This window comes from Alcaligenes sp. LTN-3, assembly GCF_059735605.1.
Map to the genome: position 1 here is coordinate 1,097,918 of NZ_JCAPDN010000001.1, position 24,904 is coordinate 1,122,821.

General features: G+C 56.6%; 23 protein-coding genes, 2 tRNA genes and 1 riboswitch. Of the genes, 15 read left to right on the forward strand and 10 right to left on the reverse strand.

The features are described 5' to 3' along the window. Positions 1 to 481: 481 nt before the first annotated feature. Positions 482 to 566 (reverse strand) — tRNA-Leu (locus AC6I6N_RS05205). A 153-nt stretch (positions 567 to 719) separates the two neighbouring features. Further along, a riboswitch (SAM-I-IV-variant riboswitch) is annotated at positions 720 to 813 on the forward strand. A 117-nt stretch (positions 814 to 930) separates the two neighbouring features. Between AC6I6N_RS05205 and AC6I6N_RS05210 the strand changes: the two genes are divergently transcribed. Next, positions 931 to 1,278, forward strand: a complete 348-nt coding sequence (locus tag AC6I6N_RS05210; protein ID WP_249459470.1) for a hypothetical protein — start codon at positions 931 to 933, stop codon at positions 1,276 to 1,278. On the opposite strand, the gene AC6I6N_RS05215 is transcribed toward AC6I6N_RS05210, so the two are convergent. Both AC6I6N_RS05215 and AC6I6N_RS05220 read right to left on the reverse strand, forming a co-directional pair. After that, on the reverse strand, positions 1,275 to 2,075 hold the full coding sequence (locus AC6I6N_RS05215) for a siderophore-interacting protein (protein ID WP_230017867.1): 801 nt from the start codon (positions 2,073 to 2,075) through the stop codon (positions 1,275 to 1,277). The two genes, AC6I6N_RS05210 and AC6I6N_RS05215, sit on opposite strands and share 4 nt — an antisense overlap. Beyond that, on the reverse strand, positions 2,057 to 2,650 hold the full coding sequence (locus AC6I6N_RS05220) for a PadR family transcriptional regulator (RefSeq protein ID WP_230017866.1): 594 nt from the start codon (positions 2,648 to 2,650) through the stop codon (positions 2,057 to 2,059). Before AC6I6N_RS05220 ends, AC6I6N_RS05215 begins: the two co-directional genes overlap by 19 nt. A 161-nt stretch (positions 2,651 to 2,811) precedes the next feature. Here AC6I6N_RS05220 and AC6I6N_RS05225 point away from each other — a divergent pair. After that, a tRNA-Leu gene (locus AC6I6N_RS05225) sits at positions 2,812 to 2,896 on the forward strand. 331 nt (positions 2,897 to 3,227) lie between these two features. On the opposite strand, the gene AC6I6N_RS05230 is transcribed toward AC6I6N_RS05225, so the two are convergent. Together AC6I6N_RS05230 and AC6I6N_RS05235 are read right to left on the reverse strand one after the other, a co-directional pair. After that, a complete protein-coding gene (locus AC6I6N_RS05230) occupies positions 3,228 to 4,301 on the reverse strand; it encodes an NAD(P)/FAD-dependent oxidoreductase (protein WP_497943282.1) in 1,074 nt (357 codons plus the stop codon). Positions 4,302 to 4,632: 331 nt separating this feature from the next. Beyond that, positions 4,633 to 5,313 (reverse strand): prepilin peptidase, encoded by a 681-nt coding sequence (locus tag AC6I6N_RS05235; protein ID WP_497943283.1) that lies wholly within the window; start codon positions 5,311 to 5,313, stop codon positions 4,633 to 4,635. Between the two features lie 224 nt (positions 5,314 to 5,537). On the opposite strand from AC6I6N_RS05235, the gene AC6I6N_RS05240 reads away from it, so the two are divergent. Then, positions 5,538 to 7,571, forward strand: coding sequence for a DUF4139 domain-containing protein (locus tag AC6I6N_RS05240; RefSeq protein WP_497943284.1), 2,034 nt, complete (start codon positions 5,538 to 5,540; stop codon positions 7,569 to 7,571). 9 nt (positions 7,572 to 7,580) lie between these two features. Here AC6I6N_RS05240 and AC6I6N_RS05245 read toward each other — a convergent pair whose 3' ends face one another. Beyond that, positions 7,581 to 8,456, reverse strand: coding sequence for a LysR substrate-binding domain-containing protein (locus AC6I6N_RS05245; protein ID WP_094197019.1), 876 nt, complete (start codon positions 8,454 to 8,456; stop codon positions 7,581 to 7,583). A gap of 140 nt (positions 8,457 to 8,596) precedes the next feature. Between AC6I6N_RS05245 and AC6I6N_RS05250 the strand changes: the two genes are divergently transcribed. The 6 genes from AC6I6N_RS05250 to AC6I6N_RS05275 all read left to right on the forward strand — a co-directional run bounded on the left by AC6I6N_RS05250 (position 8,597) and on the right by AC6I6N_RS05275 (position 15,409). Next, positions 8,597 to 9,673 carry a putative 2-aminoethylphosphonate ABC transporter ATP-binding protein gene (locus AC6I6N_RS05250; RefSeq protein WP_249459481.1) on the forward strand — a complete coding sequence of 359 codons (1,077 nt, stop codon included), beginning with the start codon at positions 8,597 to 8,599 and terminating at the stop codon, positions 9,671 to 9,673. Between the two features lie 91 nt (positions 9,674 to 9,764). Next, complete coding sequence (locus AC6I6N_RS05255) at positions 9,765 to 11,471, forward strand: putative 2-aminoethylphosphonate ABC transporter permease subunit (protein ID WP_497943391.1); 1,707 nt, start codon at positions 9,765 to 9,767, stop codon at positions 11,469 to 11,471. A 7-nt stretch (positions 11,472 to 11,478) separates the two neighbouring features. Then, on the forward strand, positions 11,479 to 12,345 hold the full coding sequence (gene phnX, locus AC6I6N_RS05260) for a phosphonoacetaldehyde hydrolase (RefSeq protein ID WP_321267048.1): 867 nt from the start codon (positions 11,479 to 11,481) through the stop codon (positions 12,343 to 12,345). A gap of 38 nt (positions 12,346 to 12,383) precedes the next feature. Beyond that, on the forward strand, positions 12,384 to 13,403 hold the full coding sequence (locus tag AC6I6N_RS05265) for a putative 2-aminoethylphosphonate ABC transporter substrate-binding protein (RefSeq protein WP_497943285.1): 1,020 nt from the start codon (positions 12,384 to 12,386) through the stop codon (positions 13,401 to 13,403). Further along, positions 13,403 to 14,533, forward strand: a complete 1,131-nt coding sequence (locus AC6I6N_RS05270) for a TIGR03364 family FAD-dependent oxidoreductase (protein ID WP_108727630.1) — start codon at positions 13,403 to 13,405, stop codon at positions 14,531 to 14,533. The genes AC6I6N_RS05265 and AC6I6N_RS05270 overlap by 1 nt, the downstream gene beginning before the upstream one ends. A 333-nt stretch (positions 14,534 to 14,866) precedes the next feature. Beyond that, positions 14,867 to 15,409: a GNAT family N-acetyltransferase gene (locus AC6I6N_RS05275; protein WP_264671749.1), complete on the forward strand. Its 543-nt coding sequence runs from the start codon at positions 14,867 to 14,869 to the stop codon at positions 15,407 to 15,409. A 387-nt stretch (positions 15,410 to 15,796) separates the two neighbouring features. Here the strand turns inward: AC6I6N_RS05275 and AC6I6N_RS05280 are convergent, their stop codons facing one another. After that, on the reverse strand, positions 15,797 to 16,039 hold the full coding sequence (locus AC6I6N_RS05280; RefSeq protein WP_230017856.1) for a hypothetical protein: 243 nt from the start codon (positions 16,037 to 16,039) through the stop codon (positions 15,797 to 15,799). 146 nt (positions 16,040 to 16,185) lie between these two features. Between AC6I6N_RS05280 and AC6I6N_RS05285 the strand changes: the two genes are divergently transcribed. The 4 genes from AC6I6N_RS05285 to AC6I6N_RS05300 all read left to right on the forward strand — a co-directional run bounded on the left by AC6I6N_RS05285 (position 16,186) and on the right by AC6I6N_RS05300 (position 18,694). Further along, positions 16,186 to 16,848: a dienelactone hydrolase family protein gene (locus tag AC6I6N_RS05285; protein WP_497943286.1), complete on the forward strand. Its 663-nt coding sequence runs from the start codon at positions 16,186 to 16,188 to the stop codon at positions 16,846 to 16,848. A gap of 6 nt (positions 16,849 to 16,854) precedes the next feature. Beyond that, the gene (locus AC6I6N_RS05290; protein WP_094197028.1) at positions 16,855 to 17,079 is read left to right on the forward strand and encodes a DUF3820 family protein; all 225 of its coding nucleotides are present in this window, start codon (positions 16,855 to 16,857) and stop codon (positions 17,077 to 17,079) included. 98 nt (positions 17,080 to 17,177) lie between these two features. Further along, complete coding sequence (locus AC6I6N_RS05295) at positions 17,178 to 17,885, forward strand: glutathione binding-like protein (RefSeq protein WP_094197029.1); 708 nt, start codon at positions 17,178 to 17,180, stop codon at positions 17,883 to 17,885. Between the two features lie 317 nt (positions 17,886 to 18,202). Continuing rightward, the gene (locus tag AC6I6N_RS05300; protein WP_321267027.1) at positions 18,203 to 18,694 is read left to right on the forward strand and encodes an OsmC family protein; all 492 of its coding nucleotides are present in this window, start codon (positions 18,203 to 18,205) and stop codon (positions 18,692 to 18,694) included. A gap of 3 nt (positions 18,695 to 18,697) precedes the next feature. Here the strand turns inward: AC6I6N_RS05300 and AC6I6N_RS05305 are convergent, their stop codons facing one another. Beyond that, a complete protein-coding gene (locus AC6I6N_RS05305; protein ID WP_108727637.1) occupies positions 18,698 to 19,564 on the reverse strand; it encodes a pirin family protein in 867 nt (288 codons plus the stop codon). Positions 19,565 to 19,643: 79 nt separating this feature from the next. Here AC6I6N_RS05305 and AC6I6N_RS05310 point away from each other — a divergent pair, with 79 nt between their 5' ends. Beyond that, positions 19,644 to 20,291, forward strand: coding sequence for an alpha-ketoglutarate-dependent dioxygenase AlkB (locus AC6I6N_RS05310; protein ID WP_094197032.1), 648 nt, complete (start codon positions 19,644 to 19,646; stop codon positions 20,289 to 20,291). Positions 20,292 to 20,301: 10 nt separating this feature from the next. On the opposite strand, the gene AC6I6N_RS05315 is transcribed toward AC6I6N_RS05310, so the two are convergent. Then, positions 20,302 to 21,090, reverse strand: a complete 789-nt coding sequence (locus AC6I6N_RS05315) for a deaminated glutathione amidase (protein ID WP_123049646.1) — start codon at positions 21,088 to 21,090, stop codon at positions 20,302 to 20,304. A gap of 1,183 nt (positions 21,091 to 22,273) precedes the next feature. On the opposite strand from AC6I6N_RS05315, the gene AC6I6N_RS05320 reads away from it, so the two are divergent. Next, on the forward strand, positions 22,274 to 23,446 hold the full coding sequence (locus AC6I6N_RS05320) for an MFS transporter (protein WP_094197034.1): 1,173 nt from the start codon (positions 22,274 to 22,276) through the stop codon (positions 23,444 to 23,446). 213 nt (positions 23,447 to 23,659) lie between these two features. Here the strand turns inward: AC6I6N_RS05320 and AC6I6N_RS05325 are convergent, their stop codons facing one another. Next, positions 23,660 to 24,856: an MFS transporter gene (locus AC6I6N_RS05325; RefSeq protein WP_094197035.1), complete on the reverse strand. Its 1,197-nt coding sequence runs from the start codon at positions 24,854 to 24,856 to the stop codon at positions 23,660 to 23,662. Between the last annotated feature and the right edge of the window lie 48 nt (positions 24,857 to 24,904).

Consider the following 24,904-nt stretch of genomic DNA (forward strand, 5'->3'; position numbering starts at 1 on the left):
CGCCACGATACTGAGTAACGCCGCCATAAGCAGGGGATAGCTGGGCGCCACAGGCTAGCTCGTCCAGGAGGGCAATCCCGTGACGATCACCGGGACAAAACCGCAGAGTACAGCCACCCCAATGTTATGACTCAAGAGCATACAGGTGCTTGGCCTACTACAGGCAGGAGCTCATGCAACTGCTGGGCCATGGGGCTGCGAGAAAGCCAAGTGCACAAGACTAATCAGACGCGGGCTGCAATCAATAGAAAAGGCCAATCATCACTCTGAACACACACACAACAAAAAGCCGACCATCTTGCGATGATCGGCCTTTCGGAATTTTGGTGCCCAGGAGAGGACTCGGTCACACAGGCGCGACCCCGGTCGGGCTTGCATGCCCGACCTTTCTCGTCCTCACGTCAGGTGCTCAAGCACCTGACTTTCTGGGCTGGAATGAAAAAAGCCGACCATCTTGCGATGATCGGCTTTTTAGGAATTTTGGTGCCCAGGAGAGGACTCGAACCTCCACACCCGAAGGCACATGGACCTGAACCATGCGCGTCTACCAATTCCGCCACCTGGGCTCTGACTGCGGAATTTGTTTTTCAACCAACCCTTGCAAGACAGAAGGTAACTATAGCACGATTTTTAAATGATGCAAACTATTTCTGTATTTTTTCATATCCGACGGAAATAAACGCGGCCCTTGCACTTCATAAGAATCGCTTTTATGCTTATTGCTATATCAAGAGTTGGGGCAACCCATGCCAACCTGTGTACCCGCACAAGGTGGATTCAAGATATGGCCATCTGGCAATCAATGGGATCATCAAGACAAGAACCCGCTGCCAGCGGGTTTTTTTATGCTTGGCCCCTACCGGGCAAAGGGTCTTTTAATCCAACTTGCTCACCCGGAAGCGCCTTCCAAGAGCTAAACAGGAGTATTTCATGTCGTCTGCACCGTTTTACTATCACCTGACTTTAGAGCAGCACAGCTACCGCATTGTCCTGCGCCCCGGATGTTCCCGGCTGGCCGTGGTATGTGAACTGCATGCTGATACGGTCGGGGATTACGAGCCGCGCTGGCTGGGTTCCAGTTGTCGCGGTGGCTATTGGGCTCGCTTCCAGCATGATATCGACAGCACCTTGCTGCTGAACATGGATGCCATTGCCCGTTTGATTGACGAGCACCGTCTGGCTCATCCCAATGCCGTGCTGGATACGGATTTACAGCCCGTCCTGAACGTAGGCGGACGCTTGCGCGCCCAGCCCTACCCTCAGCAAAAAGCCGCTTAGTCCAGACGTGGGGCATCCTCGCCCTGGTCACCTTGACGCCAGTAGCTACTGGCCCGAATCGCACCTTTGTCCAGACCGCGTTCTTGCACCCAGTATTCGCGCAGGCTTTGAGCGATGGCATATTCTGCGGCGACCCATACATGGCCGATGCCGCTCAGCTCGGGCGCAGCACGCAGGGCATCCAAAATGCCATTCAGACCGGCCAGCGAAGGAATCCAGTTCACCGTGACATGGTCCGGCGCTTCCATCGCACCCACGGTCAGCAGATTACGTGCCAGCACGTAAACCTGCACCTTCACGTTGGCCGGTAGTTCATTCACTCGTCGCGCCATGGCAGGCACAGCGGTTTCGTCGCCAATCAGGATTTGCCAATCCAGATCCTTGCTGACCAGAAAGGAGCCGCGTGGACCGGCCACGCCCAGCTTGTCACCCTCTTTGGCTTGCATGGCCCATTGGCATGCAGGACCTTCACCATGGACCACAAAATCAATATCCATCTCAAGTTCCTGTTCACGGAACAGGCGAGGCGTGTAATCACGGATGGGGGGCTTTTCCTGTCCGGCAGCAAAGACCATGCCACGATCGCCCATTTGGGGCAGACGCAACTCTTTGGTGGCCGGGTCGGGGAAAATCAGCTTGACGTGATCATCAAAGCCGGGGGTATAAAAACCTTCCAGATCCGAGCCTTCCAGGGTGATGCGCACCATATCAGGACCCAATTCGCGCCGCTTTTTCACGGTCAGCAAACGCAACTTCAGGGTATGAGCCACTTTCTGCGTTAATTGTTCGGACTGCATTTTTCAGACTCCTTGGGCAAGTTCCGTATTTCGGCGATGGCTTTTTCCAGAATGGCCACCACCTCCGCCTGTCGCGCCAGACTGGCGGTCGATTGTTCAAACATGGCCTGCTTCAGGCTGTGGCGTACCTGGACAAATTCCGGCAACCAGCCCGTTTGCTCCTGCGCGGCCTTCAAATCCTCGTCGCTATTGTGTTCGGCCAGCATCTGCCGTATCCACACCAGCTTGCGCCCGCGATAGGTCAGGGACTGCATCAGGTAATCGCACTTTTCCTTTTGCTCTTGCAAATACGCTTGACCTTCCTTAGTCAGGCTGTACATCTTGCGACGACCTTCTTCTTCGATCAGCACCCAGCCTTGCGTGGCGCAATACGCCAGGGCGGGATACACCGCGCCCGCGCTGGGCACATAGCTGTTCTGGCTAAGCTGCGCAAAGCGGCGAATCAACTGATAACCGTGAGTACTGCCCTCTTTGAGCAGAACCATCAGCATGAGCTGCATGGCCCGAGCGGAGTACTTTCGGCCCTGGCCCATATCCAGCAGCATGCGCTCGACATCCACTGTATTGAATTTCATGTCCATACTCTTATGCTATATCACATGACACACTATAATGATAATGAGAATGCCAATCAACTAAAAATTGAAATTGAATTTATCGAGTGAAAAACGCTTGCTTTACTTTGGGATCTCATCCTATAATTTAATGCTTGAGACGGGCAGCAGCCTTAATCAAAGCCCAGGTGGCGGAATTGGTAGACGCGCATGGTTCAGGTCCATGTGCCTTCGGGTGTGGAGGTTCGAGTCCTCTCCTGGGCACCAAAATTCCGAAAAGCCGATCATCGCAAGATGATCGGCTTTTTGTTTTGTACATTCAGCACACAAAAGGTTTGAAAATCGTGTTTGAGGGCGAGAATAGTTGCCATGCAAATTCTGCGGGGATCATCTCGATGCGCCCAAGCTCTCTGCTGGCACTACAACCGCCGACCAGTAGAACTTCTTTCAGGATGCAACTCAAAGCGCCCAGAACAAACTCCAGCTGCACTGAAGAATAACCAAGCACAAAAAAGCCGAAACAGTGCCCATGTTGCTTCGGCTTTTTTACTCTGGCGGTGTTATCGCAAGTTATTCAGCTATCCCACCCTCTTCACCATCATTCCAATGGGCGATGACGACGTTGCCAGAAAGGCTGTGCCGCGTAGCGTTGCTCCATCCCATACAAAGCGTGCTGCGAATTCAAATGGCGCACCAAGCCCAGCAGATAGTCTTTCTCGTAAGCTCGAGCCGGTTCCGAATTGCCTTGTGTCAGGGCCACAGCAGCTTGCGCCGCTTGTGTTCCGCTCCACAAGGCCGTTGCCAAACCGTTAGCGGCCAAGGGGTCCATGGCCGCGCCTGCATCGCCTGCTCGCAAGATACGACCTTCCACGAAGTAAGACACTGTGCAGCTGGCAGCGGCGCTGACTTTAGGCGTGTAGTCGGCCATCTTGCTATCCAGACCCAGGCTTTCCATACGCACCCGTGCCGCATCAGCACAGCCCAGCAAACCGGCCCATACCGCACCATCACGGCTCAAGCCATCAGGCAAAAGATCCGAGTCCGAGAACAAGGCCACCATCAAGCGATGGCCTGGCATGGGGGACAAATACCACCAGCCCAGCTCTACCGCCTCCACCAGAGAAGCGGCTAATGGCTCGGCTCCTTCGGGCAAGTCAAAGACATGCCAGGCAGCGACCAGTCTGTCCAGACGATGGCGCTCGGCTGCCGCACCGGCGGACACGGCCGCACGGCCGGTGCAATCGATCAAGGCCGTTGCCTCCAGGCTGCTACCGTCTGCCAGCCTGGCAATGACTCCTTGCGCTTGATGCTCCAGACTCAAGACGCGAGTCTGGCGAATACTGACCTTCATTTCTTTTTGCACGCGCTCAAACAGCACCTGCTCCAGACGGGCCTTGTCCAGCAAATAGCCCTGCCCGTCCTCATCCTGCACGGTACGCAATCCTGCGCCACCCCATACTGAAAAACGCCCTTGAGAGCGCAAGGCAACCGTCTCGTCCAGGCAGCTTGCCCAGCCCAGACTGGTCAAGACCACGGCCCCGCGTTCGGACAAGGTCTCGCCAAACGAGGGCTGGGGCTCCTGAGGAGACACCAGCGTCACTTCCTGGCCTTGCATACTCAGGCGACGCGCCGCCGCTAAACCCGCCACACCGGCGCCAACAACAATAATCATGCCTTCATCCTCAGGTTCCCGTCTGCTTTATCAGCGGGACAATGTCCATAGAACCGCGTTGTACTTACCCATACAGCCCGGGCGGAACTCCCGCCTGCCCGACTGGCCCCGGACGTTTTACCACGACAGCCCGGTGAGGAAAACGATTTAAACCCAATAGGCACACTCAAGCCTATTGCAGCCACCTTAAACAGAAAAATCCACGAAACCCCGCGTCGATCCCCCCTCCCGAAAAAGGTCACGAATTAGCACGCATCAACACACATAGAATCCAACAAAGGGAAAACCGGCGGTCATTTTTTTATAGTTATAAAAATCATGAGACTTTTCTTTACAAAATGCGAGGCAACGAAAACAACATGACCCAGCCTCCCAACACCAGATAGGGACCAAAGTGAATCGCCTGCCCTGCTTGCAAACGCCCACCAAGGCGCAGGACCAGAGCCGCCAACAGGCCCAGTATCGATGCCGATAACAACAACCCCGGCAACGCAGTTGCTCCCAACCAGGCCCCCAAGGCAGCCAGTAACTTGAAGTCGCCATACCCCATGCCCGCGCGTCCGGTCAGCAACAAGAACACATGGTTCAACAGCCACAGCAATCCGTAACCCAGCGCCGCCCCCATCACTGCCAAGGGCAGGCTGCTAAAAGTGTGATCCAGGTTGACCAGCAAACCCAGCCACAGCAAGGGTAAAGTCAGGCGATCGGGCAGATAGCCGGTTTCCGCGTCAATCCAGGCCAGCAAGGCCGTCCCGGCGATCAACACGCAAGCCGCCACTGCCGCTGGCGTCAGTTGCCAGCGCCAACCGGCCCATAGCATCAAGACCAAGGCCAGGCTCTGGCATACCCACCCCCATTGGCGATGGGTACGCGGCGAACGCCTGGTCAGTTCAGGCTCCAGCTCGATGGGCAGGCTCCAGGACAAGCGTCGGGCAGGCCAGACGAAACAGATTGCCAAGACCAGAGCAAGCCCCATTCCCGCCCAGGCATTGCCCCACGACGTCCACATCATAATGATCCTTCACTGGGTGAATAAACACGCGCTGGCACAGGCCGCGCAGCCCAAATCCTAGCAGAGCCTTGCGTGCTTTTGATGACGTAAGCATTTTTTGCTCCGAGGGGAAAAAGCCGGACGGTGGCATTTTTTTGTTACCCGAATGACAGACAGAGCCCCACAAGGCTAGGCATAATGCGCTTCACACCTTTGTTTCGCTTACGGATGAATAAGGAAGCGCTATGAACCACTTTGTGCCCCACGCTGCGCGTACGCCTCGCCTGCGCTCTTTGACCGGCGCCCTGCTCCTGGTCTGGATGGGCTCGGCAGCCAGTAACGCCTGGGCTCAGCAGATCGAGTCCATTACCTTATCCAGCGCTGGTATGGCCGAGATCGAGCGACAAGTCCCCATTTCCGACGCAGGCACCGCCCAGTTGCGTGTACCGCTGACTCAGGTCGATGACATTCTGAAAACCCTCATGGCCGTCGATGGCAAGAACCGCATTGACTCCCTGACTTTGTCGGGTCTGGCCCCACTGAAAGAAAGCTTCGACAGCCTGCCCTTCTCGGCCAAAGACCTGCGCTCGCCCGCTACCCTGGCGCAGGCCCTGCGCGGCCAGCAAGTCAGCGCCAGTTCGCAAGGCCGTCTGGTACGTGGTGCCATCTTGGGGGTGCAAGCAACGGCAGCCACTAATGAGCGTCCCGCCCAGGCCATCTTGAGCATACTGACAGAGCAAGGCCAGATCCAGACTCTGGAGCTGGGCCCGGATACCAGCCTGGAAGTGCTGGACAAGACTTTGCAGCAGCAATTGCAGCAGGCCACCGACGTGTTGGCGGGCCAGAGCAATCAACAATCGCGTGATATTCAACTGGTCCTGAACAAGACCGATACCCAAACAGCGCGCCTGTCTTACCTGATTCCCGCACCGGTCTGGAAAAGCGCCTATCGCCTGATGATGCAGGACGGCAAGGCCCGTCTGCAGGCCTGGGCCATTTTCGAAAACACCAGCGGCGAGGACTGGAAGGATGTGAAAGTCACCCTCAGCTCCGGTTCGCCTGTGATGCTGCGCCAACGTCTGCTGGAGCGTTACTGGAACGAGCGCCCTGAACTGCCGGTGGCGGTAGGCAGCTCCATCGCGCCGCAAGCAGACACCCAGGCCACATTGAGCGCGAATCGCGCCCGCAAAGCAGCCAGCGAGGCCATGCGTGCGCGCATGGCGCCAGCCGCTCCCGCTCCCATCATGATGGAAAGCGCGGCCTACGCCGCCGATAGCAGCATGGCCAAACAGTGGGCTTCGGGCGGCGCGGGTGCCAGCACCCAGGCACAGGAAGGCCAGACTCAAGTGCGCTTTAGCCTGCCGCAAAAGCTGAGCGTGCCCACCGGCCAGACGGTCTCAGTGCCGTTTATCGATACCTCTTTACAAGCCGAATCCCTGTCGGTGTACCGCAGCGGCCAGGCCGGTGATCACCCTACAGCCGCGATCTGGGTCAACAATGAACAGGCCAACAGCCTGCCGCCCGGCATCATCACGGTCTTTAACCAGGCGGATGGTCATATCGGTGATGCAGAACTGGCCGGTCTGCCTGCTGGCGAGCAGCGCCTGATCTACTTTGCCCAGGACAACAAAGTGCAGGTCCGCGAAGAACAGACGGATGAGTACCGCCTGCGCAAAACCCGTGTGACCGACGGCGTAGCCCGTTCGGAATGGACACGCGTGCAGAACTTTCGCTACGAGATCAAGGCCCCCGCGGATGAGGACCGCACGGTGCTGATCCAGTTGCCCCGTCAGGACGGCTGGACCTTCAAGTCAGATGCTCACGACAGTGATACCGCACAGGAACACCGCCTGAAGGTAAACGTGGCCAAAGGCAAAACCGTTACCGTCACCGCGCAACTGAGTTTGCAAGACCATATGGAATTGCGCCTGGAGGAGATTGACGAGAACATGCTGCTGCAATGGCGTGGCAGCGGCCAGGACAGCACACAACAAGCCAAGATGGACAAGCTGATCGAGCTGCGTCGTCAACTGAGCCAGGCCCAGCAGGCTCAAAACCAGGCCGTCGAGCGCCTGAACGAAACCGTGGCCGAACAGGAGCGCATCCGCGCCAACCTGGCTGCGGTCAGTGCTCAAAGCACCTTGGGCCAGCGGTTTAGCGAGCAACTTGCCCAACAGGAAGACCAGATTGCCAGCCAGCGCAAAGCCGTTCAGGAACGGCGCGACGCCGTGCAACAAGCCCGTCAGGCTTTTGAGAAGGGTCTGGCTGAACTGGCTTGATCCTGCTCGCTATACAGGTACAGGCAACTCGGCCTGCACCTGCTCCAGAAACGCGCGTATGGCATGGCCCTGCGCGCGTTCTTTCAGGCAATACACGAACTCGCTCAAATGAGCCGACACATCGCTTAGTGGCAAGCTGATAATATCCGGATGCGCGGGCACTTCGCGCAAAGGCAGCAAGCTGGCCCCCATGCCACACACCACCCCCCACCCGATTGCCTCCCGACTACCGATTTCCAGAATCTGGCTTGGTTCCTGTCCGGCCTGACGAAACACTTGATGGCACAGCTCGCGCGTCATGGACCCTTGCTCACGCATCAAAATGGGATAGCGGCACAAATCCATAATGCGTACTCGCTGACGGTTTGCCAAAGGATGGTCCACCCGCAGCACAGCGACCAGAGGATCGGAGGCTAGCAGCAGGCGCACCAGGCGCGAATCATCAACCAGTGCCGACGACGCGATCACATCCAACTGATAGTCATGCAAGGCCCCCAAAACCCGTTGCGAGTTATCAATGCTCAAACGCATCTTCACGCCGGGGTAGGCCTGATGGAAATTCCGTAATACCGCCATGATGTAATACGGTCCAGTCGCGCCGACCCGCAGCATGCCGCTTTTAAGATCGCGCAGATCGCGCAAGCTGAAATCGATCTGCGCGGCCTGCTGCATCAATTGCTCGACCTGCGGCAAGAGACGTTCCCCTTGCTGACTCAGGTACACACCCTTGCCCTGCCTGTAAAACAGCTCGACCCCATAGCGGGTTTCCAACTGCCGCAGATGGGATGTGACAGTAGGCTGGCTGATGCCCAATTGTTGGGCCGCCTTGGTAATAGAGCCACAATGCGCCGTGGCATGAAAGGACTTGAGTTCCAGAGCCAGCATGCTGCTGCTCTCCTTGGGAAGAGGGAAAGCCCAAATTATCCGATGCTCGTATTACAGAAATTAGTTGTACTGTCATAGGGCCGCCATATACGCCTCCCATACTGACGTTCATGACATTCATGACAAGTCGGAACCCCGGGATGAGCGCCAAGCCTGCATTTTTAACCATACAAGGACTGCACAAGCAGTTCGGCTCCTTTACTGCTCTGGACCAGGTCAGCCTGGATATACAAGCCGGTGAACTGGTGTGCTTGCTGGGCCCATCGGGCTGCGGCAAAACCACCTTGCTGCGATGCATTGCCGGGCTGCAACAAGCGGACCAAGGCCATATCGTGATGGCTGGCCGTGACATTACCCACCTGCCGCCCCAACAGCGTGACTACGGCATTCTGTTTCAGTCCTACGCCCTGTTTCCCAATTTGACCGTTGCCCAGAACATTGCCTACGGCCTGTCTCCACGCAAGAACCTGGCTACCCAAGTACGTCAGCGCGTGTCTGAAATGCTGGACCTGGTAGGTTTGTCCGGATCGGAAAACAAATACCCGGCACAACTGTCCGGTGGCCAGCAACAGCGCGTGGCCCTGGCCCGTGCGCTGGCTCCCTCGCCCTCGCTGCTCTTGCTCGATGAGCCCATGTCGGCTCTGGATGCCCAGGTGCGCGAACGCCTGCGCAGCGAGCTGCGCGATCTGCAAAAACAACTGTCCATTACGACCCTGATGGTCACGCATGATCAGGAAGAGGCCATGGTCATGGCCGACCGTATCGCCGTCATGGACAAAGGCCGCCTGGTGCAGTTTGATCGCCCCCAGGCCTTGTACCGCGCTCCTGCGGATCCGTTTGTAGCCGGCTTTATCGGTGATGCAAACTGGCTGCCCTTCACCCCCTTGCACGATTGTTCAGTGCTGGTGGAACGTGTCCGTCTGGACTTGAGCCAGGAAGCCCCCACCCGCGCCGGACGCCTCTTCATTCGTCCTGAGAACATTCGTGTGTTGGACAACAACAGCCCCGCTCCTGTCACCAATACCTTTTTGGCCGACATTGTGGATGGCATCTTTCTGGGTCGTCACTACAAGCTGACGCTGCGCCCCGAAGGTATGGATGGACTGACCGTGCAGGCCATCGTCAACCCCGAGCAGGGCGACCGCTTGCTTGATCCCTTGGCCGCGCGTCGCTGCCGAATCCAGCTTCCCAGCGAGGCGCTGCATGCCCACCACTGATTCCATGCCACAGCCTGGCACTGCGCCCCTGACATCCACCACCCTGTATAGCCTGCCTGCAGCTAAAACCAGCGTGAAGAACCACCCCTTGATTCGCCCCGTGCTGCCGGCCTGGATAGGCTCGGCAGTACGACGCATCTTATTGATTGCCCTGTTTGCCCTGCTGATCCTATTTCTGGCCTTGCCCATGCTGTTTATCTTGCTGCGCGCCATCCAGGACGGTGACGGGCAGTTAGTGGGCGTGGGGCAGTTCTGGTCGATTATCAGCGCACCCGGCTTTATGCCCATGGTGGGCCGCAGTGTGCTGGTCGGCGTAACCACGCTGATTATTGTCATCCCCGCCGCCTACGCCTTTGCCTTTGCCCTGCAACGCTGTTGCATACGGGGCGCAGGCATGTTCCGTGCCCTGGGCCTATTGCCCTTGCTGGCTCCCTCCTTGATGCCGGGTTTATCGTTGATTTACTTGTTCGGCAATCAGGGCTTGCTGCGCCACTGGTTGGGCGGCGAGACAATTTATGGTTTCTGGGGCATTGTGCTGGGTGAAGCCTTCTACACCTTCCCGCATGCTCTGATGATTCTGAGCACGGGTCTGGCCCTGGCCGACGCTCGCCTGTATGACGCCGCCCGCGCCATGGGTGCGAACTCCTGGCGCCGTTTCCTGACGGTGACACTGCCCGCCAGCCGGTATGCCATCTTTTCTGCTGCTTGCCTGGTCTTTACGCTGACCGTCACCGACTTCGGTGTACCTAAAGTCGTGGGTGGCTCCTACAACGTACTGGCCATGGAAGCCTATAAAGCCGTGGTCGGTCAGTTGCAGTTCTCCAAAGGCGCCGCCATTGGCGTGCTGTTGCTGATTCCCGCTGTGCTGACTTTCTTTCTGGATCGCCACCTGCGGGCTCGTGCCCGTGGCCAGGCTCAAGGATCGCTGAGCGCCTACTCGCCCCTGCCACACCGTCAGCGCGACCGTTATTTCACCGCTGTCCTGATACTGGTTTCCCTGGCCATTCTGACGATTGTGGGCATGGCGGTCTGGGCCTCGCTGATCAAGTTCTGGCCTTACAACCTGAGCCTGTCCCTGAAGTCCTACGACTTCAACAATATGGACGGTGGCGGCTGGTTGGCCTGGCGTAACAGTCTGACCATGGCCTTGTTTACCGCCGTTCTGGGCTCGGCCCTGATCTTTCTAGGTGCCTGGGTACTGGAGAAACTGCCAGCCCGAGGCAAGGCCGAAAAAGGACTGTACGGCATGCTGCACATGCTGGCACTGGCACCCATGGCCATTCCCGGTCTGGTGCTGGGCCTGGGCTACATCTTCTTTTTCAATCACCCCGAGAACCCCTTGGCGGGACTGTACGGCTCCATGACCTTGCTGGTGCTGTGTACCGTCATCCACCTGTACACCAGTGCTCACCTGAACTTTGTCACTGCTTTGAAAGCCATTCCCGGCGAACTGGAAGCGGCGGCTGCGTCCCTGAAAGCGCCACGCCTTTCCACCTTGATGGGCGTGACCGTGCCACTGTGCCTGCCCGCCCTGCTATCGGTTTCGCGCTACCTGTTTGTATCGGCCATGACAACCGTGTCTGCCGTGGTCTTTCTGTACAGCCCGCAAACCGTACTGGCCTCGGTCGCGGTCATGAATATGGACGACGCGGGCTTTATTGGCCCGGCGGCTGCCATGTGTACGGTCATCATGCTCAGCTCCGGCTTTGTCTGTCTGCTGGTTCATGTTCTGAGCCGTGCCGCCTTGCGCCGCAGCCAAGCCTGGCGTTCCACCTCTTCCCTTTCCCCAACCCGATAGGACCGCAATGCCATCCCCTACTTGCGCGAACACGCCATTAGCCACGCCACGCTCCCGGGCCCCGCGCCTTGAAGCCCTGATCTTTGACTGGGCCGGTACGCTGGTGGATTTTGGCTCCTTTGCCCCGACCCAAATTCTGGTGGAAGCCTTCAAATGCTTTGACTTGACCCTGAACCTGGACCAGGCCCGCAGCGCCATGGGCATCGGTAAATGGGACCACATCAAAGCCATGCTGGCACTGCCAGAGGTGCATGCCCAGTTCATGGCCCTGCACAATCGTGAGCCCGATGACAGTGATGTGGACCGTATCTACAACACCTTCTTGCCCATGCAAAACGAGCGCGTGGGTGAGTTTTCCACCGCCATTCCCGGTGCGCGCGAAACGCTGTCCTGGGCACGCCGCCAAGGGCTGAAAATTGGTTCCTGCTCCGGCTATCCGCGCCTGGTGCTGGACAACCTGCTGCAACACGCGCACCGCCAGCAAGTGCTGGTGGACTACCACGTGGCTTTTGACGAAGTCCCCCAAGCGCGTCCCTGGCCTGCCATGGCGTTGGAAAACGTCATTCGCCTGGAGATCACGAATGTCGGTGCCTGCGTGAAGATTGACGATACCCCGGTCGGTATCGAAGAAGGTCGCAATGCCGGCATGTGGACCGTGGGCTTGCTGCTGTCGGGCAACGCCGCTGGCCTGACCGAGCTGGAATTTCTGGCTCTGGACGAGCAAAGCCGCCAAACCCTGCGCGATCGCGCAGCGGCCACCTTTGCCCATGCCCAGCCCCACTACCTGATTGATACCGTTGCCCAACTACCCGCCGTGATTGAGCAAATCACCGAGCGCATGGCCCAGGGCGAATGCCCTGCCGACTCCCTCTAACCCCCACCCCCCTTTTGCTGTCACAAGGACACTTCTCCATGAAAACCATTGTTCTGAGCTCCTTGGCTGCCGCTTTGATGGGCGCCACTTCCCTGGCTCAAGCCGCTACAACCCTGACCGTCTACACGGCGCTGGAAGCCGATCAGCTCAAGGCTTATCAGGCTGCTTTCGAGAAAAAAAATCCCGATATTAAGATCCAGTGGGTACGCGACTCCACCGGCATCATTACCGCCAAATTGCTGGCTGAAAAGAACAACCCAAAGGCTGACGCCGTCTGGGGTCTGGCCGGCTCCTCACTGGGTTTGATGGCCAGCCAGGACATGCTGCAACCCTACGCTCCCCAAGGCCTGGACAAGATCGACGCCAAAATGCGCGACCAGAACAACCCGCCTAGCTGGGTTGGTATGGACGGCTTTGCCGCTGCCCTGTGTGTCAACACCATTGAGCTGGAAAAAAACAAGCTCCCTATGCCCACCTCCTGGGAAGATCTGACCAAACCCGAATACGCCGGCAAGATTGTTATGCCTAACCCCGCCTCCTCGGGTACCGGCTTTCTGGACGTGAGCGCCTGGCTGCAACTGTTTGGTGAAGACAAGGGCTGGGCCTTCATGGACGGTCTGCACAAGAACATCGGTGCCTACACCCACTCCGGCTCCAAGCCTTGCAATATGGCCGCTGCTGGTGAATACACGATTGGCGTGTCCTTTGACTACCGTGGCGCTCGCCTGAAAGAAGAAGGCGCTCCCCTGGAACTGGTGTTCCCCAAAGAGGGCCTGGGCTGGGAAATCGAAGCCGCTGCCATCATGAAAGGCACCAAGAACCTGGAAGCCGCACAGAAACTGGCTGACTTCTCCGCCAGTGAAGAAGCCAACCACTTGTACAAGACCAACTTTGCCGTGCTGGCCATTCCTTCCATCGCCACGGCTAACCCACATCTGCCTACAGACCTGAACCAACGTCTGATCGACAACAACTTCGTCTGGGCCGCTGAGAACCGCGAGCGCATCATCGAAGAGTGGACCAAACGTTACGACGGTAAATCGGAAGCCAAGAAGTAATGAACACACAACACTACGATGTAATCGTGGTGGGGGGCGGCATCCTGGGCATGGCACATGCCTGGGCGGCTGCCCGCCGCAAGCTGAGCGTCGCTGTGCTGGAGCGCAGTCACCAGGCCCAAGGCGCCACCATACGTAATTTCGGTCAGGTTCTGGTCACTGGCCAGGCACCAGGCATCATGATGGATCTGGCTCGCCAAAGCCGCGGTCTGTGGTTGGAACTGGCTGAGCAAGCCGGTTTCCATGTACGCAGCAATGGCTCGCTGGTACTGGCACGCAATCATCTGGAACTGGAACTGCTGGAGGATTTTGCCCAGGGCCGTGCCCAAGAAGAAAACGTCGCCTGCAAAATGCTCAACGGCAAAGAACTGGCCTCCCTATTTGATGGCCGTTTGGGGCATCACCACGGAGCGCTGCAAGGCTTTGATGATTTGCAGATCTACTCGCGCGACGCCCTGCCCGCCATCACCAGCAGCTTGCAAGCCATGGGCGTGGATGTGTACACCCAGGCGCATGTGCATTATGCGCAAGAAGGCCAGGTACACAGCAGCGCGGGCAACTTCACAGCCAACAGCATTTTTGTGTGCCCCGGCCACGACTACAGCAGCCTGCATCGCGACCTGCTCGACACTGTCAAACCCTCGGTCACCCGTTTGCAGATGCTCAAAGTGCGCGCGCAAGATACTGGCTGGGCCTTGGACCGCCCTTTGCTGACGGGCTTGTCCTGCCTGCACTACGGTGCCTTCAGCGATCTGCCTCTGGCAGACACGCTGCGTGAACAAGTACAACAACGCCATGGTGTCTTGCTGGATCAAGGCATCCATCTGCTGATCAGCCCCACACCAGAAGGTGACCTGATCATTGGCGACTCGCACGACTACGGTCTGCAAGCCAGTCCCTTCAATCAGGAGGACACCGATCAGTACTTGCTGGCTCTGGCAGAAACGGTGCTGGGTTGCCCGGTACAGGTTTTGCAACGCTGGCAAGGCGTGTATGGCGCCAAAGGCCCTGGACCGTTTTCGGTTCTGCAAGCCGATGGCAGCACGCAAGTGACGGTCATGCACACCGGCTTGGGAATGACTACCGGCCTGGCCATTGGCGAACGCAATATTGCGGCGCGCTACGATTGATCAGTACCCCCGCCCTGCCGCTCCGGCAAGGCAAGTGCCAGAGATAACTGATCTGTATACTGGCCCAAAAAACGCGCAGCCCACGCTGCGCGTTTTTCTTTTCCTAAAGCGTGTGTCTGGATGGCGGAATCCAAGCCCCCAAAACAGGGCAAATCCATGCATTTTCTTACTGGGAATTTCCCATGAGAAACCCAATAGAGTGGAATAAAATACGCCACACAATAGGCCAGAGCGGGCGCTCATGAGCTTTAGCAATCCACATAGCCATGCCGCCAAGTACCTCGTCGCGATTGGCGATGAAATCCCGGCCTACCCCATGACAGGAACGGATCAATGAAAGACAGTGAGAGCGGGTTGCACTTTATAGACTGCAATGAAGCGCAGCATGCAACCGCCATTTTGGCAATTCTGAACGACGCCATCGTGAACTCCACCGCACTCTACGACTATGTGCCGCGCCCGCCCGAGGCCATGGTGAGCTGGTTTGCCACCAAACGCGCCAATGACTTTCCGGTGGTCGGAGTGATCGATAAAACCGGCACACTGATGGGCTTTGCCAGTTGGGGCAGCTTTCGCGCTTTTCCCGCCTACAAATACACCATGGAGCACAGTGTGTATGTGCACCCGGAACACCGTGGCAAAGGTTTGGGCAAAATCCTGATGCAAGAGTTGATACGTCGTGCTCGTCAGGCCAATGTCCATACGCTGGTCGGTTGCATTGATGCCAGTAATGCCGGCAGTATCCACCTGCACCAAAGCCTGGGCTTTACGCATGCCGGCACCTTCAAGGAAGTGGGCTTCAAATTTGGCCGCTGGCTGGATGTGGCTTTCTACCTGCTGACGCTGGATACGCCTGCCGAGCCGGTAGACGGCTGAAGAGTATCGAAAAAGCCCCCACGCTGCGCCTACGGCTTGCTGCCCCCCGAGGGGGAGCTTTTTGCCTTGGGACGGCCCAGCGGCAAAAAAAGCCCCCACGCTGCGCCTACAGCTTGCTGCCCCCCGAGGGGGTGCTTTTTGCCTTGGGGCGGCCCGGCGGCAAAAAAGCCCCCTCGCTGCGCCTTCGGCTTGCGCTCCACCTCGCGGCTTGTATGCCGCTCGGATTCGCTAGGCACACAGCAGTCCGCAATGGACTGCTGTGTGTCCAGGCTCATCCCCGAGGGGGAGGTTTCGCCGGGGGCGCCGAGCCTTGGGGCGGCACGGCGACAAAAAAACCATCGCTGGCAGCACGCCGCGATGGTTTTTCTCAAACGGTTTGTCCCTGACTCAGGCGCTGGCTTTCGGCTTTTCGTAACAGACCGCAAAGGCAATCACGCCCAACACAAGACTGAACATCCCCACACCCACTGCCACGGCAGCCACCAGGCCCAGACCAATTGCAATAAACACGCCGGGAAAGGCGTAGTTTCGCAACCAGGAAGGCTTCTTGGGAACAAGAAATAGCCCTAAAAACAAGAACCAGGGCATCACAATCGTCCAGAACAGACTGTCCATTAGCACGTCACGCATCATTATTCCATTGAAGTAGGAGGGGCTTGGGCGAGAGCTAGACACCCCCGCCGTTCTGGGTGGATTGTAAACGTCCTGAGGCTGGCCTCCCAGTACGGGCGACTGTTATAAGAGAGAATTATTGTTTTACAGCTAAAGGACACGCCATGAGTACGCTTAGCTTGACCAGCGCAGACCAGCACCGTTTCCAGGCCTATGCCGCAGGCGACGAAAAGGCCGAACGCAGCTTAATCGTGTTGCAGGAAATCTTTGGTGTGAATCAACACATACGCAACACCTGCGATCGTTTTGCCGAGCAGGGCTACCGGGTCTTGTCCCCCGCCCTGTTTGATCGGCAGCAAAAGAATGTAGAACTGGGCTACACCGCCCAGGACGTGCAAGCCGGTCTGGCCCTGCGCAACGGCATTGCCCAGGATAAAACCCTGCTGGATATCCAGGCCTGCGTGGACGCCTTGGGTTCGCGCAAGATTGGCATTGTGGGGTATTGCTGGGGGGGCTCCTTGAGCTGGCTGGCCGCCTGCCGCGTGCAGGGTCTGAAAGCGGCCAGTTGCTGGTATGGTTCGCAGATTGCCCAGAACGCCCAGGAACAGCCCAAGATTCCGGTGCAAATGCACTTTGGTGCCCAGGACCACTCCATTCCCGCCAGCGCCATTCAGACGATCAAAGACGCTCAGAAGGAGGTGGCCATTTACGTGTATGAGCCTGCCGGTCATGGTTTTGGCTGCGACCACCGCCCTGACTTTCACGAGGCGTCCTACAAACTGGCTCAGGAACGTACACTAGCCTTCTTTGCCGAACATCTGCGTTAACCATCCATGCTTGAATCCAGCGACGACCTGCTTGCCCTGTTGAACACCACCATGCCTTATGGGAAATACAAAGGTCGCTTGCTGGCGGACCTACCGGGGCATTATCTGAACTGGTTTGCCCGCGAAGGCTTTCCTTCCGGGCGGCTGGGTCAACTACTGGCTCTGATGCACGAACTGGATCATAACGGTCTGAAATCCTTGCTGGATCCCTTGCGCCCACGTGGCCGGTAAGCAGACCAATACCTTACTGAAAAGCAGGCTGCGGCGGTCTGTCGACAGCCCGCTTGCTACTATCAACACTTCCTCTACGCCCCATTGTGAAGGACGTCATGACCATCGATCTCTCTGCCTTTCCCATCACCCGCAAATGGCCCGCTCAGCACCCCGAGCATCTGCAACTGTATTCCTTGCCCACCCCCAACGGCGTCAAGGTTTCCATCATGCTGGAAGAAATTGGCCTGCCCTACGAGCCGCATCTGGTCAGCTTTGAGCGCAACGACCAGCTCAGCCCGGAGTTTATTTCGCTCAGCAGCAACAACAAGATCCCGGCCATTCTGGACCCCAATGGCCCCGGCAATAAGCCGCTGGCCCTGTTCGAGTCCGGTGCCATCCTGATCTATCTGGCCGAAAAATCCGGTCAGCTCCTGTCGGTTGACCCAGCCCAGCGCTATGAAACCCTGCAATGGCTGATGTTCCAGATGGGGGGTGTCGGTCCCATGTTTGGTCAGCTAGGCTTCTTTCACAAATTTGCCGGCAAGGACTTTGAGGACAAGCGCCCTCGCGACCGCTATGTCAACGAATCCAAGCGTCTGCTGGGTGTGATCGACAAGCACTTGGACGGCAAGGACTGGATGGTGGGCAACCACTACTCCATCGCCGATATTGCCCTGTTCCCCTGGATTGCCAACCTGATTGGTTTTTACGGCGCAGGCGAGCTGGTGGAGTACGAGCAATTCAAGAATGTGGCTCGCGTTCTGCAACAATTCCAGGCCCGCCCAGCAGTACAACGCGGCCTGAATATCCCTGTTCGCGATTAATGGATAAGCAGCGCCAATCAATGCTTATAAGCCAATATGCAATAGCCCTGCTATCAAACTGGTCTTTTTTGTTTCGCTTGGCGCCAATCCGTACAATTGGCCTCCTAAACATTCTGCGCAAGCGGTACTACTCCGTTTGCCAGGCTTGCCCATCAATCAAAAAACCAGTCTGCTCATAGAGCGGATACAGGCAAATCCACCAGCCTGATGAGCAAGCCTTCAAAGCCCTGGATTCTTTCCAGGGCTTTTTTTTATGTACGGTTTGGCGCCTTCGCTGCTACGCTTTTGGCTCCTTGCGACCTTGCCAGAACACCGCCATGAAAACACACCACTATGAATTGTTGATCAACTGGACCGGCAACACTGGAAACGGCACCCGTACACTCCGTTCCTACTCACGCAATCATGAGCTAAGCGCGGTCGGCCTTGACACTATTGCCGCCTCTTCAGACTCCGCCTTTCGAGGTGATCCGGACCGTTGGAACCCCGAGCAGCTTTTCCTGGCATCGATCGCTCAGTGCCATATGCTGTGGTATCTGGGACTGGCGGCAGAAGCCGGCATTGTGGTCACGGCCTATGAAGACCGCCCTGTTGGCAGCATGATCGAACAGGCCAACGGGGCCGGTCAATTCGAGAGTGTTACCTTGCACCCATGTGTCACAATCACACCAGACAGTGACGCTGCCTTGGCCAAATCGCTTCATGATCGCGTGGGCGAATACTGTTTTATTGCCCGCTCGGTCAAAACCCCGATTGACCATGACGTCACGGTTCAGATACACGCCCCGAGGGCCCCGCAGCAGACATAAACATTACACTGCCGGCAAAGGAATGAACTGCTCATCATCCAGCGGTGGCAGCTTGATTCGGCCATGGAGCCAATCGTCCTTGGCTTGCTCGATACGGTCCTTGCTCGAGGACACGAAGTTCCACCAGATATGGCGTGGCCCCAAAGGCTCACCGCCCAGCAGCATCAAGTGGCTGTTTTGCTCAGCAAGGATACGGGGGCTGTCGCCTTTGGCAAAGACCAGCATCTGACCGGCTCGATAGCGTTGTCCCCCCACTTCCAGCTCGCCCGCACAGATATAAATTGCGCGCTCTTCATGGCCGGTTGGCAAGGGTACGGACTGGCCGCCTTGAACGCGCAACTCCATATAGAACAGGGGCGAGTCCACACTAACAGGACTAGACAAACCCAGCGCCGAACCGGCAATCAGGCGGCCTTCCAGGCCTATGTCCTGAATCAGGGGCAATTGCTCGGCTTCGTAATGCACAAAGTCCGGGTTCTGTTCTTCTTTGTGTTCCGGCAAGGCCACCCAAGCCTGGATCCCATCCATGCGGCCGCCTTGCGTGCGCATGGGTTCAAAACGCTCGGAGTGACTAATACCTGAACCGGCGCTCATCCAATTCAGCGCGCCGGGCGTAATGTCCTGCTCCACGCCCAGGCTGTCACGATGCGTCATGGCCCCTTCAAACAAATAGGTGACGGTAGACAGGCCGATATGCGGATGTGGCAGCACATCGTTCTCCGTTCCTACCGGTGCCCTCAGCGCTTGCGGCCCCATGCGATCAAAGAAGATAAAAGGCCCCACCATACGCCGTTGGCGAAAAGGCAAAACGCGCCCCACCTCAAATGCTCCAATGCTGTGCTGACGTTGTGGAATAAGTAGCTCGACCATAGACACCTCTACTGGAAAGTCACACACATACAATCCCGATTACTATACTCTGGTCCCTGATTGGTTCGCCCACTCTCGCATGTCCACACTCTCACTCTTCGATCCCGTTCCCGGCCATGTGCTGACTCTGGATACCGGCCTGATAGCCCTGCCTGGTTTGGCCTTGCCCTACGCCTGCGCCTTGGCACAGGCCATTCAAGAACTGCTGCACAGCGCCCCCTGGCGACATATGCAGGTTCCATCAGGACATCGCATGTCGGCTGCACAAAGCAGTTGTGGCGTTTTGGGTTGGACATCGGACGAGCACGGCTACCGCTACAGTCCTACAGACCCGCAAACGGGTTTGGCCTGGCCAGCTATGCCTGCTGTATTCAAGGATTTGCTAACGCACATTGCCCAAGAGTCGGGCCAAGGCCCTTTTCAGGCCGATACCTGCCTGATCAATTACTACGATGAGCAGGCGCATATGTCCTTGCATCAGGACAAAAACGAGCGCGACTTGCAGCACCCGATTATCTCGGTGTCCCTGGGACGTGAAGCCTTGTTTTTATGGGGTGGCGCAAAACGCAGCGACCCGGTGCGTACCCTGCGTCTACGCGATGGCGATGTGCTGGTCTGGTGGGGGCCATCCAGACTGAATTTCCATGGGGTGCGCAGACTGGAAGGCCCGGCCCATCCACACTGGGGCTCGGGCCGGGTCAATCTGACCTTCAGAAAAGCAGGCTAAGCGGGTGTAATCAAGCCAGTTCGGGCGGTGCAAAACGACGGTTTTCCAGCACGGGCAAAATCCGGCGAGCATACGCCAGACGCTCCCGATCCAGATCCACCAACAGCAGGGCCGGTGCCTCTGCCGCCTGGGCCACGATCACGCCCAAAGGATCCACCACCAGACTTTGGCCGATATTGCGTTCGCCACATTCCCCCACGGCTACCATATAGGCCGTGTTCTCCAAAGCACGCGCCGTCGTCAGCACACGCCAATGGTGCTCTTTCAACGGTCCTTTCAGCCAGGCCGAAGGCGCCAGCAAGACTTGAGCCCCATCCACGCACAAGCGTCTGGCCAGTTCAGGAAAACGCAGATCGTAGCAAGTCATCAAACCGACCTTGAAACCGGCCACATCAATCAAGGCAGGGATTTCAGTGCCCGGCTGGACATAGCGCGACTCCTGCACCGAAAAGGCATCATACAAATGGAGCTTGTTGTAATGCGCCAGCACCTGACCATCACGCAGCACCACCAAAGTATTCCAGACCTTACCTTCCCCTGCCGGCGTATGAATGCAAAACACCACGGTCAAATCGGTATCGCGGGTCGCAACGCTCAGGCGGCTGACAAATTCCCCGTCCAGGGCCTGCGCGGATTTCAGGACCACTTCGGGGTCGGCCACATTTCTGGCCAGCACACCCTCAGGCAACACCAATAACTGCGCATCAGACCGTAAGGCCTGCTCGATCAACCCCAAGCATGCGCTCAGGTTTTCCTGCGAATCTCTGGATACGGCCATCTGGCCCAATGCAACTTTCATGACCACCTCCTTGAGTATGCTGCCTAAATGATTCTAACGCAGCACCCCGGCTTGGCCAGCCAACAGTCCGAGCACACAAAGGGTTCACCTGGTGATCAAACGTAAAACAACACTTTGCCCTTCTGTATCACTGATACGTTTGCCTATCGCTCCCTTCCCAGCATGTAAAAAAAAAGACATGAATTGAAATTAAAAAACAGCTCATATTTTCGTCAATACCCCAAATGCGTTTAACCACACTAAACAGGCTAGACGAATTCAAGAACATTCCAGTAAGACTTTCCGCTTAATTAAGCGACTGAACAAGCAAACAATACAATAGCTTGCCGACCTGCAAGCTGCGCTCTGGGAGCTTATCTACACAACTTGCATTCTTCCCTCATGAACTTGAATTGGATTCAAGCAAGAAGCTCGGAACACAATACTTCCTGCCAAGCAAATCCTTAAAAACCATCAAATATATGATAATGAGATATAAAAAATAATCATATTTACAATGTCATAAAAGATATACAAACAGGCAAAATTACTCTTTCATTAAGCCGGACAAAAATGGCAGAAATTAGGGTTAGTCTTGATACAGTCTGGAAATTATCTGCTTTACTCCCTTCAAGGGATCGCTTAACCTTGACAATTTATGACCGGACATAATCAAAAAATCAACTTATCCTGGATAAGCCAATAAATCAAAGAAAGAGAAAATCAGCTTAAAAAAAATGGGCCTGCTGCAAACATGCACAGGCCCACTCTTTAATTCCTAACACCACCCAATCGCCTGAAAAAAGGCATTGAGCCAGGGCTGAATGCCGCTTCGACATTAGACCTTCAATGTACCAATGATTGAAACTCAAAATAAGTAAAACAAAAAAAACCCCCGATTTCTTGCAAAATCAGGGGAAAGCTACCACAGGAAAATGATTGGATACAAAACACCCAATACCGTGATTCTATATAAAAAATATAAAAAAATCTCTATACGTTGCTTCGGACTAACGCTGTAGATCATTAAATTAATTTGTGCTAGGACGTAATAAAAACTAAAAATTTAAAAAGAACTTCAATACCCTGCAGTTACATAACCTTATTCAAGCTCTAGAAATCTTGAGCCAGACACCAGGACTGCGTGACAATAAGGCCTCTTACGGGTGGACGTGCCACCCCTCTTGTTTCTCAGGCTTTTATCTTGTCTTCATCACACGACTCTTTATCCCCACGCCAGGTTCTGCTGGCGATTCTGGCCTTGGCAGTGGGTGGTTTTTCCATCGGTACGGGCGAATTTGTCATCATGGGTTTGCTGCCTGATGTCGCCCAGGATCTCGGTATCGATATTCCCACTGCGGGCCATTTAATCAGCGCTTATGCGCTGGGCGTGGTTATCGGCGCGCCAGTGTTAGCTGTGCTCGGGGCGCGCTGGCCTTGGCGACGCCTCTTGATTGCCTTGATGGGCGCCTACGCCATAGGCAATTTTCTGACCGTCATCGCCCCCAGCTATGAAACCGTGTTAGTCACCCGCTTTTTGGCAGGCTTTCCACATGGCACTTACTTTGGTGTTGCGGCTCTGGTGGCCGCCCGTTTGGTGCCGCCCCATCGCCGCGCACAGGCGGTGGCCTATGTCATGCTGGGATTGACCGTCGCCACCTTATTAGGTGTACCCATTGCGACCGCTTTGGGCCAATGGCTGAGCTGGCAGGCGGCCTTTACTTTTGTCAGCATCATTGCCCTGATCACCATGGCACTGGTGCTGCGGTTTGTGCCTTTTGTCCCTCCCAATACCTTGGCCAGTCCCTTGCGCGAGCTAGGCGCCCTGAAACGCAAGCAAGTCTGGTTGACTCTAGGTATAGGCGCGATTGGCTTTGGCGGCATGTTCTCGGTATTCAGCTATGTGAAATCCACGCTGATGGAGCTGGCCGGGCTGTCAGCAAGCGCCATTCCCGTTGTACTGGCTCTGTTTGGGGTCGGTATGATCTTGGGTAATCTGCTGGGCGCACGCTATGCTGACCGCTATCTGGATCGCAGTATCCGTCTGGTGCTGATCTGGGCAACCGGTGTGCTGCTCTTGTTCATGATTACGGCCCACCACCCTATTCTTGGCCCTTTGAATATCATGCTGATCGGCACCTTGGTGGCTTTGGGTCCGGCCTTGCAAATTCGTTTGATGGACGTGGCCGGAGATGCCCAAACACTGGCTGCTGCCTTGAATCATTCCGCCTTCAATATGGCCAATGCCTTGGGAGCCTGGTTAGGTGGCCTGACGATTGCGGCTGGTTGGGGCTGGACCTCCACCGCCTGGGTCGGCGCCCTGCTGGCGTTGGGCGGCTTGGGCCTGCACACCCTTTCACTGCGCATCAAAGAATAAGGACAGAAATTGCCCCCAAAGCAATGGGCGTCGCTATATAGCTACAACAACGTCAAGACAGGCAAACTTGCTACTTCCCAATAGCCGTGGCAGAACAAGCAATCCGCCAGTCGTCCCCAAAAAAAGGCCTGTGATTGCAAGAATCTCGCAATCACAGGCCGCTTTTTCGACCCTCTCTCGACGATCCAGCTCTTTACGGCTTACAAATTCGGCTCAAGCCTTACCAGTCAATGCAGGGCGGGCCGCCAGCCAACCGGCATAGCTCATTGCGAAACTGACCAAAATACACAAGCCCAGAGCCCAGCCCCAGCTATCGAACAGATCATGCAAGCCGCCCATGGCGGGCGGACCAAAGGCAGCCAGCAAATAGCCCATGCATTGCGCCATTCCTGACAGGGACGCCGCCTGCGAAGTGGAGGTCGACCGCACGCCGATCAAGGCCAGGGCAATCAAGAACACGCTACCGCTACCGATGCCAAACAGGACCGCCCACAGCAGAGACCAGGACGGCAAGACCAAAAAACCCACAAAGGTCAGGGTCTGCAACAAGGCGCCGGCCAAGGCAACGGCACGCTGATCATGCAAACGACTGAGCACAGGCATGAGCAGCAAGGCGGGAATGGCCGTCGCCAGCTGCATCAAACCGTGAATCTGGCCGGCATGATCCGCTTCAAAACCATAATTGACCAACATCACAGGCAACCAGCTAGCAATCATGTAGTAAGCCACCGAGTTCAAACCCATATACAAGGTGATGTGCCAAGCCAGGGGCAAGCGCCACACTGACACGCTGCTGGCAGCCGCGGCTGGTGCACGTTGAGCCGCACGGCGATCCGCTCCCAGTTGGGTGGCCCACACCGCGACACTGGCCAGTGCCATGACACCCACCACAATCAGGGACGACCAGCGCCAGCTTTGGCCTGTCCACTCTGCCATTGGCACGGCCATCGCAGAGTTGAAAGCCGCCACCAGGCCCATAAACAGCACATACAAAGAGGTCATGAAGCCAATACGCAGGGGGAAATGGCGTTTGACCAGGGACGGCAAAAGCACATTACCCAATGCAATCCCGATGGCCAGCAAGCCGATACCGGCAAACAGTTCCGTCGTGCCCCCCAGGACACGCACCACCACGCCAATGGCGATCAGCACGGAAGCAATAAACAGGGAACGGGACAGCCCCACCTTACGGGCGATGGAGGCAGCCAGCAATGAGACCACGGCAAAGATGAACAAAGGCATGGCGGTCAACAACCCAGCCTGTGTCGAGGACAAGGACAGGTCGGCCTGGATCAGCTCCAGCAAGGGGGCTATCCCCGTAATCGGAGCCCGCAGACTGCCGGCGATCAGCAAAACACCGATCAGCACCAGCAAGGGATGGGAGAGCCAGGAAGGTCGAGCAAGGGACATGACAGGCAGCTAGTAGGTGAAAACCCTAGTCTATCTTGTGTCATACTC

Excerpts from the sequence above, each read along its gene's own strand:
- AC6I6N_RS05210 (WP_249459470.1), top strand. The coding sequence starts at position 931 with ATGTCGTCTGCACCGTTTTACTATCACCTGACTTTAGAGCAGCACAGC.
- AC6I6N_RS05215 (WP_230017867.1), bottom strand. The coding sequence starts at position 2,075 with ATGCAGTCCGAACAATTAACGCAGAAAGTGGCTCATACCCTGAAGTTG.
- AC6I6N_RS05220 (WP_230017866.1), bottom strand. The coding sequence starts at position 2,650 with ATGAAATTCAATACAGTGGATGTCGAGCGCATGCTGCTGGATATGGGC.
- AC6I6N_RS05230 (WP_497943282.1), bottom strand. The coding sequence starts at position 4,301 with ATGATTATTGTTGTTGGCGCCGGTGTGGCGGGTTTAGCGGCGGCGCGT.
- AC6I6N_RS05235 (WP_497943283.1), bottom strand. The coding sequence starts at position 5,313 with ATGATGTGGACGTCGTGGGGCAATGCCTGGGCGGGAATGGGGCTTGCT.
- AC6I6N_RS05240 (WP_497943284.1), top strand. The coding sequence starts at position 5,538 with ATGAACCACTTTGTGCCCCACGCTGCGCGTACGCCTCGCCTGCGCTCT.
- AC6I6N_RS05245 (WP_094197019.1), bottom strand. The coding sequence starts at position 8,456 with ATGCTGGCTCTGGAACTCAAGTCCTTTCATGCCACGGCGCATTGTGGC.
- AC6I6N_RS05250 (WP_249459481.1), top strand. The coding sequence starts at position 8,597 with ATGAGCGCCAAGCCTGCATTTTTAACCATACAAGGACTGCACAAGCAG.
- phnX (WP_321267048.1), top strand. The coding sequence starts at position 11,479 with ATGCCATCCCCTACTTGCGCGAACACGCCATTAGCCACGCCACGCTCC.
- AC6I6N_RS05265 (WP_497943285.1), top strand. The coding sequence starts at position 12,384 with ATGAAAACCATTGTTCTGAGCTCCTTGGCTGCCGCTTTGATGGGCGCC.
- AC6I6N_RS05270 (WP_108727630.1), top strand. The coding sequence starts at position 13,403 with ATGAACACACAACACTACGATGTAATCGTGGTGGGGGGCGGCATCCTG.
- AC6I6N_RS05275 (WP_264671749.1), top strand. The coding sequence starts at position 14,867 with ATGAAAGACAGTGAGAGCGGGTTGCACTTTATAGACTGCAATGAAGCG.
- AC6I6N_RS05280 (WP_230017856.1), bottom strand. The coding sequence starts at position 16,039 with ATGCGTGACGTGCTAATGGACAGTCTGTTCTGGACGATTGTGATGCCC.
- AC6I6N_RS05285 (WP_497943286.1), top strand. The coding sequence starts at position 16,186 with ATGAGTACGCTTAGCTTGACCAGCGCAGACCAGCACCGTTTCCAGGCC.
- AC6I6N_RS05290 (WP_094197028.1), top strand. The coding sequence starts at position 16,855 with ATGCTTGAATCCAGCGACGACCTGCTTGCCCTGTTGAACACCACCATG.
- AC6I6N_RS05295 (WP_094197029.1), top strand. The coding sequence starts at position 17,178 with ATGACCATCGATCTCTCTGCCTTTCCCATCACCCGCAAATGGCCCGCT.
- AC6I6N_RS05300 (WP_321267027.1), top strand. The coding sequence starts at position 18,203 with ATGAAAACACACCACTATGAATTGTTGATCAACTGGACCGGCAACACT.
- AC6I6N_RS05305 (WP_108727637.1), bottom strand. The coding sequence starts at position 19,564 with ATGGTCGAGCTACTTATTCCACAACGTCAGCACAGCATTGGAGCATTT.
- AC6I6N_RS05310 (WP_094197032.1), top strand. The coding sequence starts at position 19,644 with ATGTCCACACTCTCACTCTTCGATCCCGTTCCCGGCCATGTGCTGACT.
- AC6I6N_RS05315 (WP_123049646.1), bottom strand. The coding sequence starts at position 21,090 with ATGAAAGTTGCATTGGGCCAGATGGCCGTATCCAGAGATTCGCAGGAA.
- AC6I6N_RS05325 (WP_094197035.1), bottom strand. The coding sequence starts at position 24,856 with ATGTCCCTTGCTCGACCTTCCTGGCTCTCCCATCCCTTGCTGGTGCTG.